This window comes from Catenulispora pinistramenti (assembly GCF_018274385.1).
Classification (GTDB): Bacteria; Actinomycetota; Actinomycetes; order Streptomycetales; family Catenulisporaceae; genus Catenulispora; species Catenulispora pinistramenti.
On sequence record NZ_JAAFYZ010000252.1, the window covers coordinates 1 to 14,926 of the forward strand.

Genomic DNA, 14,926 nt, shown 5'->3' on the forward strand with positions numbered 1-14,926 from the left:
GGGCGGGGGGACGGAAGGCCGGCGGGCGGCGTCATCATCTACCGGCTGTTGATCGCGCTGGCCGTGCTCGCACTGCCCTTCATCTTCGTGTTCGACGCCTCGGCGATGGTCGGAGCCCAGCGCAGCGCGGACGACCGCGAGGGCTACCTCGTCAGCTGGCCGCTCTGCTGTGCGATCGGCGGCCTCGCGACGGTCGTCTTCTACGCATCGGTAAGGCCCGACCGTCACCTGCCAAGCGCGACGCGGAAGCGTATTGGGAGGAACGGGTCGCGAACTCCGGAGACCGCCGACTCCCCTTCGCCGTCATGCTGACCCCCGCGGTGTGGACGATCCCCGCCCTCTCCTCCGGCATCATGCAGCTGGCGCCGGACGGCACCGGGCAGATACCGGCCAACCTCCCCTGTCTGATCGTCGGAATGGTGCTGCCGGTCGTCGTCGCCATCACGTGGGCTCGGCGGGGTTCGTATCGACCGTCGTAGGTATGGTCGCGACAGTCAGGATGCAGCGTCGCAGAGCGAATCAGTAGGGGTACGCCGTGGTGTTGCGAGCCCAATCGTCCAGACCCGGCAGCGCCGCCTCGACCTCCCCAGGGTCGACGAACGTCGCGATCAGCTGGCAGTCGACATTGTCACGGCGCCAGTAGTACACGACACGCGCGACCACCGTGCCCGCCTCACGATCGATGAACGTGAAGCGCTTCGCCCGCACCCCAGTGGCCCCGCCCGAGTACTCGAACGTCTCGACCGCCGGCGGCTGGACGTTATCCGGGTCGAAATCGCCGACGAACAACCGGTACGCCTTCTTGATCGGCAACTCCGCCACGAACACATTGAACGAGGCAGGGATCGGCGCGCGATTCAGATCGTGGAAGAACAACAGCGACGTGCGGGCCGTACGGTCGTTGAACGCGTCGTACGCGGCCTCGATCAACCGGGCGGTCCGCGCCTGCCAATCAGGATCCGGCATGGGAACGCCCTTGTCGTGGAAGTCCCCCCAGACCACCAGAGCGCCCTCGGCCGCCCACTCCGTGGCGTTCTGCCAGAAATCCTCGTCGTCGGGGAAGCTCGCGGGAATGGTCATCCACTTCCTCCGCGTCGGGATGTCCAGCACCACGCGCGGCGGAAGCGGCTTCGGCTCCGCGGGCTCTTCCATTTGCGTCCTCCGGGCGAAGAATTTCATCGGGTCTTCCATGCGAACGTGGACATCATCGCGTCGAAAAGCTCTACCAGTAGGTCGGCCAGGCGGTCGTCGGGCGCCGTGCCGCCCGGAGTGGAGAACGTCACCGTGAGCCAGCGCCGGTCGTCGTTCGGGATCGGGAACGCGTAGTCGACGTGCCGGGTCGCGACATCAGCGACCGCACCCCGAGCCGGGTCGGCGGCCTGGATCCGTTCCACTCGCGCGCCGACCGAGCCGTCGACGTCGACCAGGGAGCCGTCGGCGGCCAGTCGGCCGCTCACGGTCAACGCCGCCAACGCATCCACCTCCCCCTGCATGGACAGCCCACCGACGATGAACGACGCCGCGACCGTCACGCCGTGCAGCTCCTCCACCGGGAGGTATAGGTCGATGCCGTTGTCCGCCTTGGCCTTCTGGACCGTCTCCCGGACCGTCTCTTCGATTTTCCGACGCTCCACCGGGAACGCGTCACGCTGAAGCCGCGCGAACATCCGGTCCGTGATGTCCTTCACCGCTTTGTCGAGCGGTTGCAAGAGGGAGACCCTGATCCAGCCGGGCGGCAGCAGAATGGTGTAGCCGTGCGGCACGGCCGGGAGCGTAGTCGCGGTGGTCACCATGATCCGGCCTTCACGTTCCAGTTCTGCGGGGTCAGGCTCCGGGACCAGTTGTAGTACCCGGACCCGCCGAAGAACGGCGCCGTCGAGCCGGCGATCTTGTCCCACGTGTCCGAAGTGGCACCGGCCAGGAAGTTGACCTTCACCTTGGCCAGACTCGACTCGAGTTTCGTGACGTCGTCGACGACGTGTGGGCAGACTCCCGCAATCTCAGAGCGCACACTCTCGGCCCACTGCTTGCACGCCCCCGCGCCCTGTTCGCCGTGCATCAGCGCCTGCAGCGACGGCTTGCTGAAACGCTCCGAAATCTGGTCCCAGGTCTTGGCGGCCTTGGCCCAGCCCTTGAGGCTGAAGTCGATGTCGTCGAAGTTGTGGCCGGCCTTGAGCAACTCGCCGATACGGGCCGCCTCGGTGGCCCTGGCCTGGGCGGCCGCAGCCTTTGATGGCCCCGATGTCATACTTGGCCTGGCCCAGTTCGAGGGGATCCTTGCTCGTCTTCAACACGTTCTGAGCATCAGTCAGCTTCGACGCGTTCTCCGCCAGCGAAGACGGAGCGGCAGCCACTCATGCTCGGTGGTTCCCACTCCTTGCCGGCGGACCCGGTCACCGGGGAGAACGGAGCCGATCCGGGGAACGTGACCACCGGCATCCTCCTCCCGCTGGTAGCACTCCTGCTGTGGTCTACCACGGGACGCCTGCTCGCGGCCTCCGCCGTATTGGTGTGGCTGCCCTGGGCCGTCTGTACCGAAAGCGGGCATCTGAGAGCGGCGGACGTCATCGGCTTCGCGGGGCTCGGGGTGCTGGCCGATGGTCCCGGCCCTGTTGGCAGTCCGGCGACGCGCTGGGGCCGGGGTCTAGGACTCCACAGCCGCGGCCTGCGCACCCTGCGCCGCCTCATAAGCCGCATAAGCGGCGGCCTTCTCCTCATCGATCCGCCGCCCGGCCGACAAAGCCCAGTACCAAAGCAGCGTGAAGCAGCCGCCGATGAAGAACATGTCCGTGATCACGAAGCCGGCGACGATCAGCGCCGCCTGCAGCACCCAGCTCACCGAGTACGCCCACTGCTTGCGGAGCATGCCGCACAGGAGGGCGGCCAGGGCCATGCCGGGGCCGCAGATGGCCCAGACCGTGCCCGTGCTCAGGTCGCTGAGTTTCATCGCCACCAGGGCGAAGAAGAGGATCACCAGGACCTCGAAGCACAGTACCGAGGCCGCCATCCGTCGGACCATCATCGGTCGTCACCGCCGTACTCTTCGTCAGAGAAGTCATCGTGCGAGTCGTCGCGGTCGCCGCTCCGGTTGCCGTCCCGGTCCTGGTCGCCGCTCCGGTCGCCTTCCCGGTCCTGGTCGCCTTCCCGGTCCCGGTCCCCGAAGAGGTCCAGGTCCCGGTCGTCGAAGTCCTCCTTCTCGGAGTCCTCGAACTGGACGTCCTCGAACGAGTGCCGGTCCTCGACGCGCTCGGCGCGGTCCCGCACCAGCAGGGTACGCGCCTGGCCCGCGGTGACCACCGAGCCGGTCACGATGACGCCCGCGCCGCTGGAGGTGCCGGCCGGGATGGCCTGTTCGGCCAGGCCGATGGCCAGGTCGATGGCGTCGTCCAGGCGGGTGGCGAGGTGGACGCGCTCGGCGCCGAAGATCTCGGTGGCCAGTTCGGCCAGGACCGCGGCCGGCATGGCGCGTTCGGTGGTGTTCTGGGTGATCACGACCTCGTTCAGGACCGGTTCCAGGGCCTCCAGGATCCCGGCCACGTCCTTGTCCCGCATCATGCCCAGGACGCCGACCAGGTGCTCGAAGGTGAAGTCGTCGGCCAGGGCCTGCGCGGTGGCGCGGGCGCCGGCCGGGTTGTGGGTGGCGTCCAGGATGACGGTCGGGCCGCGGCGGACCACCTCCAGCCGGCCCGGCGAGGTGACCTTGGCGAACGCCTCGCGGACCACGTCGGGGTCCAGGGCGGTGCCGCCGCGGCCGACGCCGAGGAAGGCCTCGACGGCGGCCAGCGCGGTGGCCGCGTTGTGCGCCATGTGCGCGCCGTACAGCGGCAGGAAGACGTCGGTGTACTGGCCGACCAGGCCCTTGATCGTCACCAGTTGGCCGCCGACCGCCTGCTGGCGCTCCACGACGCCGTACTCCAGGCCCTCGCGGGCCACCGTGGCGTGCACCTCGCCGGCCCGGCGCAGGATCACCTCGGCGGCCTCCAGCGGCTGCTCGGCCAGGATGACCAGCGCGTCCTCCTTGATGATCCCGGCCTTCTCCGAGGCGATCAGGGCCGGGGTGTCGCCGAGGATGTGCGCGTGGTCGACGCCGATCGGGGTGATCACCGCGACCTGGCCGTCGGCCACATTGGTGCAGTCCCAGGTGCCGCCCAGGCCCACTTCCAGGACCGCGACGTCGACCGGGGCGTCCGCGAAGGCCGCGAACGCCATGCCGGTGATCACCTCGAAGAAGGACAGCGGGAACTCCTGCGAGCCGTCCACGATGTCCACGTACGGCCGGATGTCCTCGTAGACCTCGACGAAGCGCCGGATGGGGATCGGCGCTCCGTCCAGGGTGATGCGCTCGTTCATCGACTCCAGGTGCGGGGACGTGAACCGGCCGGTGCGCAGGTTGAGCTCGCGCAACAGGGTCTCGATCATCCGCGCGGTGGACGTCTTGCCGTTCGTCCCCGTGATGTGGATGACCGGGTACGCCTTCTGGGGGTCGCCCAGCAGCTCGGTCAGGGCCCGGACCCGTGCCAGGGTCGGGTCCATCTTGGTCTCCGGCCAGCGCTCCAGGAGCTCGTGCTCGACTTCCTCGAACTGCTCCTGGAGCTCGGAGTCGACGTTTTTCGCCATGAGGTAGATGGTTCCTTATCGCGGCCGAGTAGGCCGATCAGGCAGAGGGCAGTGCTTCGAGCTGGGCGCCCACCCGGGCGATGTCGCTCTCGGCGTCGGCCAGCCGCTTACGGATCTTGTCCACCACGGCGTCGGGCGCCTTGGCCAGGAAGTCGGCGTTGCCGAGTTTCGCGGTCGCCGCCTCGACCTCCTTGCGCGCGGCGGCCAGACCCTTCTCCAGCCGCTTGCGCTCGGCGGCGACGTCGATGGTGCCGGACGTGTCCAGCTCCACCTTCGCCCCGGTCGCGACCAGGGTCGCCGTCGCGCCGAACCCGTCCTCGGGCGCGGTGAGCCGGTTCAGCAGCCGGATCGCCGGCTCCTGCCCGGCCAGCTTCGCATCGGTCAGCGTCAGCCGCGCGGCCACCCGCTGGGTGTCCTTCACGCCCTGGTCGGTGCGGAACCGGCGCACCTCGGTCACGACCTCCTGCACGGCCTCGATCACCGCCTCGGCGGCCTTGTCGGTCCGCGCCGGGTCGGCCTGGGGCCACTGGGCGATCACGATCGACTCCCGGCCGGTGAGCGCGGTCCACAGCGTCTCGGTCACGTACGGCACGGCCGGGTGCAGCAGCCGCAGCATCACGTCCAGCACGTGGCCGAGCACCGCGCGCGCGGTCTGCGCATCGGGGTCGTCGGCCGCGACGCCGATCGGCAGCCGCAGCTTGGACAGCTCGATGTACCAGTCGCAGACCTCGTCCCACGCGAAGTGGTAGAGCGCTTCCATGGCCTTGGCGAACTGGAAGTCCTCGTAGAGGCCGTCCACCTCGGCCACCACCTCGTTGAGGCGGGACAGGATCCAGCGGTCCTCGACGGTGAGCTTCTCGGCGGCCGGCAGCTCGGCGGGCACGAACGCGCCGTTCATCATCGCGAACCGGGTGGCGTTCCAGATCTTGTTCGCGAAGTTCCGTGCCCCGCCGATCCAGTCGTCGGCGATGGCCTGGTCGGTGCCGGGGTTGGCACCGCGCAGCAGACCGAAGCGCACCGCGTCCGAGCCGTACTTGTCCATCCACAGCAGCGGATCGACCACGTTGCCCTTGGACTTCGACATCTTCTTGCCGTACTGGTCGCGCACCAGGCCGGACAGGACCACCTTGTCGAAGGGCTGCACGCCGTCCATGGCGTACAGGCCGAACATCATCATCCGGGCCACCCAGAAGAAGATGATGTCGTAGCCGGTGTGCAGCACCGAGGTCGGATAGAACTTCGCCAGATCAGCGGTCTGCTCCGGCCAGCCGAGCGTGGAGAACGGCCACAGCCCGGAGGAGAACCAGGTGTCGAGCACATCCGAGTCCTGATACCAGCCGTCCTCCGACGGCGGCTCCTCGTCCGGCCCCACACACACGACCTCGTCGTTCGGGCCGTACCAGATCGGGATCCGGTGGCCCCACCACAGCTGGCGGGAGATCGTCCAGTCGTGCATGTTGTCGACCCAGGCGAAGTAGCGCGGCTCCATCTCCTTGGGGTGGATCTGCACCCGGCCGTCGCGCACGGCGTCGCCGGCGGCCTTGGCCAGCGGCTCCACCTTCACCCACCACTGCATCGACAAGCGCGGCTCCACCACGGTGTCGCAGCGCGAGCAGTGTCCCACCGGGCGCAGCAGCTGCTTCTGGCCGACGATCCGGCCCTGCTCACGCAGCGCGGCCACCACGGCCGGCCGCGCCTCGAAGCGGTCCATGCCCAGGAACGGGCCGTGCACGGTGATGTTCGCGTGCTCGTCCAGGATCGTCGGCATCGCCAGGTGGTGCCGGCGGCCGATCTCGAAGTCGTTCGGGTCGTGGGCCGGCGTCACCTTCACCGCGCCGGTGCCGAACTCCGGGTCCACGTGCTCGTCGGCGATGATCGGGATGCGGCGGTCGGTGAGCGGCAGCGCCACCTCCTTGCCGATCAGGTGCTGGTAGCGCTCGTCGTCCGGGTGCACGGCCACCGCGGTGTCCCCGAGCATCGTCTCGGCGCGCGAAGTCGCCACCACGATCGAGTCATCGCCGTCGCCGTAGCGGATCGACACCAGCTCGCCGGGCTCGTCGAAGTGGTCCACCTCGATGTCGGACAGCGCGGTCAGACAGCGCGGGCACCAGTTGATGATGCGCTCGGCCCGGTAGATCAGGCCGTCGTCGTACATCTTCTTGAACATGGTCTGCACGGCCTGGGACAGACCCTCGTCCATGGTGAAGCGCTCACGCGACCAGTCCAGCGAGACGCCCAGCCGGCGCTGCTGGCCCAGGATCTTGCCGCCGTACTCGGCCTTCCAGTCCCAGACCTTCTTCACGAACGCCTCGCGGCCCAGGTCGTGCCGGGACAGGCCGTCCTTGGCGAGCTCGCGCTCCACCACGTTCTGGGTGGCGATGCCGGCGTGGTCCATGCCCGGCAGGTACAGGGCTTCGAAGCCCTGCATGCGCTTACGCCGGATGATGGCGTCCTGGATCGACTGGTTGAGCGCGTGGCCCACGTGCAGCGATCCGGTCACGTTCGGCGGCGGGATCACGATGGTGAACGGCGGCTTGTCGGAGGCCGCGTCGGCGGTGAAGTAACCGTTCTTTACCCACCGCTCGTACAGCTCGCCCTCTACCTCTACCGGCGCGTAAGCGGTCGGCAGAGTGGTGGCGGCGCTGTCGGCAGCGCCCTGGGCGGCTGGAGTGGTGGTTTCATTCACGCCTACAAGCTTAGTGGTGCCCAGGTGGGGATTCTGCCGAGTATCGGCTACAGCCCGAGGTGCAGACGCAGAGCGTCGTCCAGGCTTCGCATCGTGCTCGGGCTCAGGGTCGTGATTCGGCTTCCGACGCGAGCGACGTCCACAGTGCGGACCTGCTCAGCCTGGGCTTTGGAATCGGTGCGCAGCCCTGGATGATCCGCGGCGTCGATGAGCACCTGGAACGGGAAGACGCGCTCGGTGTTGGAGGTGACGGGCACGACGGTCACGACACCGCGGCCGTTCCGGTGCGCGGCCGTGTTCACTCCATCGTTGGACACGATGACGGCCGGGCGGCGCTTGTTGATCTCGCCTCCACGCGTCGGGTCCAGGCTGACCCAGAACATGTCCCCACGGCGCATGGCGGGCACCGGACCGCTCACTGCGTGAGCCCGTCGCCGACCACGCCGTCCCACAGCTCGGCGTCCCCGGAGCTGCCCCATTCGTCGTAGGCGGCCGAGTAGTCATCAGCCAGGCGCAAGGACCGGGCCTGAACAATGGCCGCGTGGACGGCTGCCGAGCGGGAGTCGGCGTTCAGTTCGTCCAGGAACGCCACGTCGTCGTCGGGCAGGGAGATGCTCAACTTTGTCGCCATACCGCAATCCTACTCCGGTGAGAATGAGATTCCTACCGGAGTAGGAAAGCGGCGGCCCGCCGAAGCGAACCGCCGCCTTGCCGTCTGTCTGGGAACCGTCAGGGAAACCTACGCGGAGCGCTCCCGGCGCTCGTTGAGGCTCTGCTGCGTCCCCGGCCTGCGGAACTGCTGGTCCCGCGGCACCAGCGTCGGCAGCACGTGCTCGCGCACCACCTCGCCGGTGATGACCACGGTGCCGACGTCGGAGTGGCTGGGGACCTCGTACATCACCGACATCAGCACCTCCTCCATGATCGCGCGCAGCCCGCGGGCGCCGGTGCCGCGCAGGATCGCCTGGTCGGCGATGGCCTCCACGGCGTCGTCCTCGAAGACCAGCTCCACGCCGTCCAGCTCCATCAGCCGCTGGTACTGCTTGATCAGCGCGTTGCGCGGCTCGACCAGGATCCGGACCAGGGCCGCGCGGTCCAGCTTGTGCACCGAGGTGACCACGGGCAGCCGGCCGACGAACTCCGGGATCATGCCGTACTTCAGCAGGTCCTCGGGCAGCACGTCGGCGAAGACGTCCGTGGTGTCGATGTCGTAGCGGGAGCGCAGCTGGGCGGTGAAGCCCATGCCCCGCTTGTTCACCCGGGAGTCCACGATCTTGTCCAGGCCCTCGAAGGCGCCTGCCACGATGAACAGCACGTTGGTGGTGTCGATCTGCAGGAACTCCTGGTGCGGGTGCTTGCGCCCGCCCTGCGGCGGCACCGAGGAGACCGTGCCCTCCAGGATCTTCAGCAGCGCCTGCTGCACACCCTCGCCGGAGACGTCCCGGGTGATCGACGGGTTCTCGGCCTTGCGGGCGATCTTGTCGATCTCATCGATGTAGATGATCCCGGTCTCGGCCTTCTTGATGTCGTAGTCGGCCGCCTGGATCAGCTTGAGCAGGATGTTCTCGACGTCCTCGCCGACGTACCCGGCCTCGGTCAGCGCCGTGGCGTCCGCGATGGCGAACGGCACGTTGAGCATCCGGGCCAGGGTCTGCGCCAGGTAGGTCTTGCCGCAGCCGGTGGGGCCCAGCAGCAGGATGTTGGACTTGGCCAGTTCGATGTGCTCGCCCCGGCGCCCGCCGCGTTCGCGCTGGTAGTCCCCGGCCTGGACCCGCTTGTAGTGGTTGTAGACCGCTACCGACAGGCTCTTCTTGGCGTTGTCCTGGCCGATGACGAACTCGTCGAGGAAGTCGTAGATCTCCTTGGGCTTGGGCAGTTCGGCCAGGCCCCGGGCCGCTGCCGGCTCGCCGGGCTCCTCCTCGATGATCTCGTTGCACAGATCGATGCACTCGTCGCAGATGTACACGCCGGGGCCCGCGATGAGCTTCTTGACCTGCTTCTGGCTCTTGCCGCAGAAGGAGCACTTCAGCAGGTCGGCGTTGTCGATGCGTGCCACGGTGGAGCTTCTCCTTTGTGAAGATCCCGGTGCTGGACCCACTACCGGGCGCCCGAAGGCGCTTCGTAGTCTGTCCCCCAAGACGGTACCGCTCATACCCCCGGCAAGGCCTCAGCGCTCCGATGGGGAGCGCATCGGCCGTGGCATCGAATGATAATCCGACGCCACGGCCGGTGGCGGGTCACCCCGCCGACATCTCAATGTCCGCAACCGGCCACGCCCGCCTCAACGAACGTTCAGTGTCTCCGTGCGGCTGGTGAGGACCTGGTCGATGATCCCGTAGTCCTTGGCCTCGTCGGCGGACAGGATCTTGTCCCGGTCGATGTCCTTGTGCACCTGCTCGGCATCGCGCCCGGAGTGCTTGGCGAGCATCTGCTCCATGACCGTGCGCATCCGCAGGATCTCGTTGGCCTGGATCTCCAGGTCCGACAGGTCGCCGCGGCCGCCCTCGCTCCAGGGCTGGTGGATCAGGATCCGGGCGTTGGGCAGCGCCAGGCGCTTGCCCGGGGTGCCGGCGGCCAGCAGCACGGCGGCCGCGGAGGCGGCCTGGCCCATGCAGACCGTCTGGATGTCCGGCTTGACCCACTGCATGGTGTCGTAGATGGCGGTCAGCGCCGTGAAGGAGCCGCCGGGGCTGTTGATGTAGATGGAGATGTCCCGGTCCGGGTCCATCGACTCCAGCGTGATCAGCTGGGCCATCACGTCGTTGGCCGAGGCGTCGTCGATCTGCACGCCGAGGAAGATGATCCGCTCGTCGAACAGCTTCGAGTACGGGTCCCACTCGCGGAAGCCGTAGCTGGTGCGCTCGCTGAACTTGGGGATGATGTAGCGGGCGTCGTGCTCGGGCCCGCGGTAGATCATGTCGTTCATGGGAAGAGAGTCCTCCGAGGAAGGGGCGGCCAGGTAGAGGGTCAGGACGCGGCGGGGCTTCAGGCCGTGCCGCCACCACCGGGAACGTCGGTGGCGTGCGTCATGATGTCGTCGATCAGGCCGTACTCCTTGGCCTCCTCGGCGCTGAACCAGGTGTCCCGGTCGGAGTCCAGCTCGATCTTGTCCAGGGTCTGCCCGGTGTGCTGGGCGGTGAGCTCGGCCATCCGCTTCTTGCTGCGCAGCAGGCGCTCGGCCTGGATCCGGATGTCCGCCGCGGAGCCGCCGATGCCGGCGGAGCCCTGGTGCAGCAGGATCTCGGTGTTCGGCAGCGCGAAGCGCTTGCCGGGGGTGCCGGCGGTGAGCAGGAACTGGCCCATGGAGGCCGCCATGCCCATGCCCACGGTCACGATGTCGTTGGGGATGTACATCATCGTGTCGTAGATCGCCAGGCCCGCCGAGACCGAGCCGCCGGGGCTGTTGATGTAGAAGTAGATCTCCTTGTCGCTGTCCTCGGCGGTGAGCAGCAGCAGCTGGGCGCACAGCGAGTTGGCGATGTCGTCGTCGACCTGGGTGCCCAGGAAGATGATCCGGTTGCGCAGCAGCCGGTTGTAGACCTGGTCGCTGAGGCCGAGCGGGCTGTCAACGCCCGCACGGGCCATCGGGGTCAGCGGCGTCGTCATAGGTTCACCCTGCCTGGTTCGTCGGAAAGCTTCAGATGCCCGGACCGCGGCGACGACGAGCCCTGTCAAGGCCGTGATCGCCGGTCCTAGGACGACCCTAACGCCCCGGTCCCCCGCGGCGTCGGCGCCCCGGCCCTTGTTCGCTGACGGCATACGCGAAAGCCCCGCCTCCACGTCGGGGGCGGGGCTTTCGTATGACCGGGTGTTCGAACCCGGGCCGACGCGGGGCCGGCTCGGGTTCTCAGTCCGATCAGTCGTGCTTGTGGCCGTAGTGCTCGTCCTCGGGGTCCCGGCCGTGGCTGTCCGGGTTCTCGCCGTCGGTGTCCTCGACGTCGGGGGCGTTGATCTTCTTGACGTCGACCTCGTTGCCGGAGGCGTCCTTGACCTTGGCGGCCTCCAGCACCAGGTTCAGCGCCTTGCCCCGGCGCACCTCGCCGACCAGGGCCGGGATCTGACCGGCCGAGGAGATCTGCTGGGCGAACTCGTCCGGGCGCATGCCGGCCTGCGAGGCCCGCTGGATGAGGTGGTTGGTCAGCTCGCCCTCGTTCACCGAGATCTCCTCGGCGTTGGCCAGCTTGTCCAGGATGAACTGGGCCTTGACCCCGTCGCGCACCTCGTCGGCGAGCTCGGCGTTGTACTCCTCCTCGGTCTTCTCCTGCAGCTTGAAGAAGCCCTCGCGGGTCATGCCGCCCATCGCGATCTGCCGGTCCAGCGCCTCGTTGCGCCAGGCCAGCTCGGCGTCCACGACCGACTTCGGCAGCGGGATGTCGACCCGCTCCAGCAGGACCTCCAGCACCTTGTCCCGGGCCGAGGCGACCTGCTCGAACTGCTCGGAGCGCTCCAGCGTCTCGCGGACGTTGGCGCGGAACTCCTCGATGGTGTCGAACTCGCTGGCCAGCTGGGCGAACTCGTCGTCCAGCTCGGGCAGCTCGCGCTCCTTGACCGCGGTGACCGTGACCTCGATGGTCGCCTCCTCGCCGGCGTGCGAGCCGCCGAGCAGCGTGGAGGGGAAGGTGGCGGTCTGGCCGGCCTTCTTGCCGATGATCGCCTCGTCGGTGCCCTCGATCAGCTGGGTGGAGCCGACCTCGTAGCTCATGCCCTTGGCGGTGCCGTCCTCCAGCACCTCCCCGTCGATCGAGGCGGCCAGGTCCAGGGTCACGAAGTCGCCGTCGGCCACCTCGCGCTCGACCTCCTTGAGCGCGCCGAAGCGCTTGCGGATGTCGTCGATCCGCTCGGTCACGGCCTCGTCGGCCACCGTCGCGTCCTCGACCTCGACCTCGATGTCGTCGTAGGCCGGAACCTCGAACTCGGGGCGCACGTCCACCTCGGCGGTGAACTTCAGCGCCTGGCCGGGCTCGAGCTCGGACAGGTCGACGTCGGGCTGGCCGACGACCTCGATCTTGTTCTCCTCGACCGCCTGGCCGTAGAACTGGGGCAGGGAGGTGTTGATGGCCTCCTCGAGGGCAGCGCCGCGGCCGAAACGCTGGTCGATGACCGCCGCCGGGACCTTGCCCTTACGGAAGCCCGGGATCGAGACCTGCTCGGCGATCTTCTTGTAGGCCGCGTCGAGGCTCGGCTTGAGCTCCTCGTACGGGACCTCAACGGTGAGCCGGACCCGAGTGGGGTCCAGGGTCTCGACAGCGCTCTTCACTGCTGCTCTCCTTGCGGCGCTGCCGGCGCCGGCAGCCTCGAGTTCATGGCGCGACGTCGCGCGTGGACGGGATACGAAGCCCCATCGTAACCCGGAGGACGGCCCCTAAAGGAAACGGTCCCCGAACTCGCTACGGCTCTCTTTGGCAGCAGTGGGACGTCGGCTCATCGACAACGCCGACAGAACCGCCCCGAAGAAGCCCCGGCCCCGCCGGTCCGGCACCCTTTCCAGTTTCCCGTGCCCGCCGCTCGGCCGTTTCAGCTGAACAACGCCTGCAAGGTCATCAACGGCATCATCACCAGCAACGCCACGCCCAGCCCCGCCAGAACGCCGAACACCACGATGTTGAACCGGCTCATCGGCCCGACCGCGAAATCGGCCTCGGCCGGCAGGTAGCGCACCTCGGCGGAGGTCCCGACCGCCAGCGCCCGGCTGGAGGCGTCCGCGTGCCGGTGCGTCTGGCCGTCCGGGGTCGCGTACTCGTAGACCGGGTAGGTGAAGTCGCTGTTGTGGAACGAGACCGCGGCGGCGACGGTCGCGGTGGCCCGCTCGGCGCCGGAGCGCAGACGCCAGCGCAGCCGGAGCGCGTCCAGATAGTCGGTGTGGAGCGCCGCGGTCGCTATGAACGCGCCGAACGCCGAGGTGACCGCGCCGATCAGGACACTGGCATAGCCGTTGTTGGCGTCGGCGTCGGTCGCCACTATGAGCACCGATTCCAGCACGTAGCAAAGGACCCCGACCAGCAGTATCCGTGCGCCCTTGGACATCGCGGCCCACTTCCCGACCATGTGCGGTCCCTCCCCAGGTTCTCGAGGTCGTCGGGGGTGTCGAACCCCGACGAGATGGTAGCGGTCATCCCTGCCGGGTCGAGACCTGGAGGGTGGTCACGGTCAGCGGACGGCCGGGGACGGTGGCCGGACCGGGGTGCGCGGCGGCCGGACCGCCGACCTGGCCGGGGAACGTGCCGCCGACGGCCAGGTCCAGGACCACGAAGAAGCCGTGGTGGACGGCCGCGTCCCAGGTCGCGGGGTCGACTTGGGTGGCGTCGAGGTGGAAGACCTCGGTGCCGTCGACGGACCAGCGGATCTGTTCGGGGGTGCGGGAGCGGTCGACGTCGACGGAGTATTCGTGCTGGCCGGAGGCACAGCTGGGGCAGGAGTGCTCGGCCGACGTGAGGCCGGTTGGTTCGTGACAGGGGTTGGCGGGGTCGGCGGGGTTGGCGGGGACCTTGCCCAGGCCCGCGTTGGCGGGAAGCGTGCCGCAATGCAGGGTGGACCAGAGGGAAGGGTGGCCGTTCAGCGCTTCCAGGACGTCGATCTCGCCGCCGCCGGGCCACGGGTCGCTGCCGTCGCGGACGCCGCTGCCGAGGGCCCAGAACGCCGGCCAGTAGCCGGCGCCGTCGGCCGGGGTGACGTCGGGCAGCGTCAGCTCGGCGCTCATGCGGAGCTCGCCGCCGGGTGGAGCGGCGAAGTCGGAGCGGCGGGTCTCGATCCGGCCCGAGGTCCAGGTCCCGTCCGGGGCCCGGAGCGGGGTGAGCTGGAGCGCACCGTGGCCGTCGAGGTGGACGTTGGCCGGGTCGGCGGTCACCGTCTCGACTTCGCCGGTGCCCCAGTCGGGGGCCGGGCAGCCCGGGTAGCAGTGGCCGGTGTCGATGAGCCAGTCCCGGCTCGGTAGCGGCGCACCGGCCGGGCCTTGGAAATCGGCGGCGAACACCGTGTGCCAGGGGCTGGCGAATGGGAGCTGAGCGGCGAGTCGTGACGTGAGGAGGTAGGCGGCGGCGTCGGTGAGGTGGGAGTCGTCGCGGTAGAGGAGCACGCCGTCCAGGACCGCCGGGCATTCATCGCCGGGGCATAACAGGGAGCTGAAATCGATCGGGGTGACGCGGGGGTCTTCGGTGAGCGGGTCTGTGGCCAGGGCGCTGTTTTTAGCGAAGGCGCAGGCATTCCAGTCGTGTGGGGAGCCGGAAACGCAGACCGGGATGTCGGTGTCGGGCTTCGGGGTGTCGTGGATGGCGGCGATCGGGACGCCGAGGCCGGCCAGGGCTTGTAGAGGCTCGTTCCACGCGGCTTTCGTCTGGGCTGGTGGGGCGTACCAGTCGAGTTCGGAGACGACGATCAGGGCCGGCCGGGACTCTTCGCGCAGCTGGTCCAGGACCGAGGCGCGCCAGGTGTAGCACTCGCGGTAGTCGCGGCCGAGGACGGGGCTGGTGACTTCGAGATCGGCGAAGGGGCAGCCTTGTTTGACGCGTTCCTCGACGGCCAGGTGTCGGTCGGCGGCGATGCGGCTGATCGCGGAGAACCATTGCCCGGCATGGGAATCGCCGATCAGGACGATGCGGTTGGCGGGAAGGCTGGTCAGGGCGGGTG

General features: G+C 68.6%; 16 protein-coding genes. 2 read left to right on the forward strand and 14 right to left on the reverse strand.

Annotation, left to right across the window (positions count from 1 at the left end):
• A partial coding sequence (locus tag KGQ19_RS41750; RefSeq protein ID WP_212019899.1) for a hypothetical protein occupies positions 1–312 on the forward strand: 312 nt, incomplete at its 5' end.
• Positions 306–479 carry a hypothetical protein gene (locus KGQ19_RS41755; RefSeq protein WP_212019901.1) on the forward strand — a complete coding sequence of 58 codons (174 nt, stop codon included), beginning with the start codon at positions 306–308 and terminating at the stop codon, positions 477–479. The genes KGQ19_RS41750 and KGQ19_RS41755, both read left to right, overlap by 7 nt.
• Before the next feature lie 40 nt (positions 480–519).
• On the opposite strand, the gene KGQ19_RS41760 is transcribed toward KGQ19_RS41755, so the two are convergent.
• The 14 genes from KGQ19_RS41760 to KGQ19_RS41825 form a co-directional block, all read right to left on the reverse strand.
• Positions 520–1,179, reverse strand: coding sequence for a hypothetical protein (locus KGQ19_RS41760; RefSeq protein ID WP_212019903.1), 660 nt, complete (start codon positions 1,177–1,179; stop codon positions 520–522).
• Entirely contained in the window at positions 1,176–1,793 is a 618-nt protein-coding gene (locus tag KGQ19_RS41765; RefSeq protein WP_212019905.1) for a hypothetical protein, read from the reverse strand. Before KGQ19_RS41765 ends, KGQ19_RS41760 begins: the two co-directional genes overlap by 4 nt.
• The gene (locus KGQ19_RS41770; protein WP_212019907.1) at positions 1,787–2,248 is read right to left on the reverse strand and encodes a hypothetical protein; all 462 of its coding nucleotides are present in this window, start codon (positions 2,246–2,248) and stop codon (positions 1,787–1,789) included. The genes KGQ19_RS41765 and KGQ19_RS41770 overlap by 7 nt, the downstream gene beginning before the upstream one ends.
• Before the next feature lie 396 nt (positions 2,249–2,644).
• Entirely contained in the window at positions 2,645–3,007 is a 363-nt protein-coding gene (locus KGQ19_RS41775) for a DUF4233 domain-containing protein (RefSeq protein ID WP_212019909.1), read from the reverse strand.
• Between the two features lie 11 nt (positions 3,008–3,018).
• Entirely contained in the window at positions 3,019–4,617 is a 1,599-nt protein-coding gene (folC, locus tag KGQ19_RS41780) for a bifunctional tetrahydrofolate synthase/dihydrofolate synthase (protein WP_230420267.1), read from the reverse strand.
• A gap of 37 nt (positions 4,618–4,654) precedes the next feature.
• Positions 4,655–7,303: a valine--tRNA ligase gene (locus KGQ19_RS41785; protein ID WP_212019911.1), complete on the reverse strand. Its 2,649-nt coding sequence runs from the start codon at positions 7,301–7,303 to the stop codon at positions 4,655–4,657.
• A gap of 47 nt (positions 7,304–7,350) precedes the next feature.
• Positions 7,351–7,701 (reverse strand): type II toxin-antitoxin system PemK/MazF family toxin, encoded by a 351-nt coding sequence (locus tag KGQ19_RS41790; protein ID WP_212019913.1) that lies wholly within the window; start codon positions 7,699–7,701, stop codon positions 7,351–7,353.
• A 17-nt stretch (positions 7,702–7,718) separates the two neighbouring features.
• Positions 7,719–7,934 (reverse strand): DUF8778 family protein, encoded by a 216-nt coding sequence (locus KGQ19_RS41795; RefSeq protein ID WP_212019915.1) that lies wholly within the window; start codon positions 7,932–7,934, stop codon positions 7,719–7,721.
• Positions 7,935–8,042: 108 nt separating this feature from the next.
• Positions 8,043–9,359, reverse strand: coding sequence for an ATP-dependent Clp protease ATP-binding subunit ClpX (gene clpX / locus KGQ19_RS41800; RefSeq protein WP_212019917.1), 1,317 nt, complete (start codon positions 9,357–9,359; stop codon positions 8,043–8,045).
• 225 nt (positions 9,360–9,584) lie between these two features.
• Positions 9,585–10,229 carry an ATP-dependent Clp protease proteolytic subunit gene (locus KGQ19_RS41805; protein ID WP_307856675.1) on the reverse strand — a complete coding sequence of 215 codons (645 nt, stop codon included), beginning with the start codon at positions 10,227–10,229 and terminating at the stop codon, positions 9,585–9,587.
• A gap of 59 nt (positions 10,230–10,288) precedes the next feature.
• On the reverse strand, positions 10,289–10,909 hold the full coding sequence (locus tag KGQ19_RS41810; RefSeq protein WP_368862238.1) for an ATP-dependent Clp protease proteolytic subunit: 621 nt from the start codon (positions 10,907–10,909) through the stop codon (positions 10,289–10,291).
• A gap of 250 nt (positions 10,910–11,159) precedes the next feature.
• A complete protein-coding gene (gene tig / locus KGQ19_RS41815; RefSeq protein ID WP_212019919.1) occupies positions 11,160–12,560 on the reverse strand; it encodes a trigger factor in 1,401 nt (466 codons plus the stop codon).
• Positions 12,561–12,817: 257 nt separating this feature from the next.
• Positions 12,818–13,348 carry a hypothetical protein gene (locus KGQ19_RS41820; protein ID WP_212019921.1) on the reverse strand — a complete coding sequence of 177 codons (531 nt, stop codon included), beginning with the start codon at positions 13,346–13,348 and terminating at the stop codon, positions 12,818–12,820.
• 64 nt (positions 13,349–13,412) lie between these two features.
• On the reverse strand, positions 13,413–14,926 hold a 1,514-nt coding region (locus tag KGQ19_RS41825; protein WP_212019923.1), incomplete at its 5' end, for an SGNH hydrolase domain-containing protein.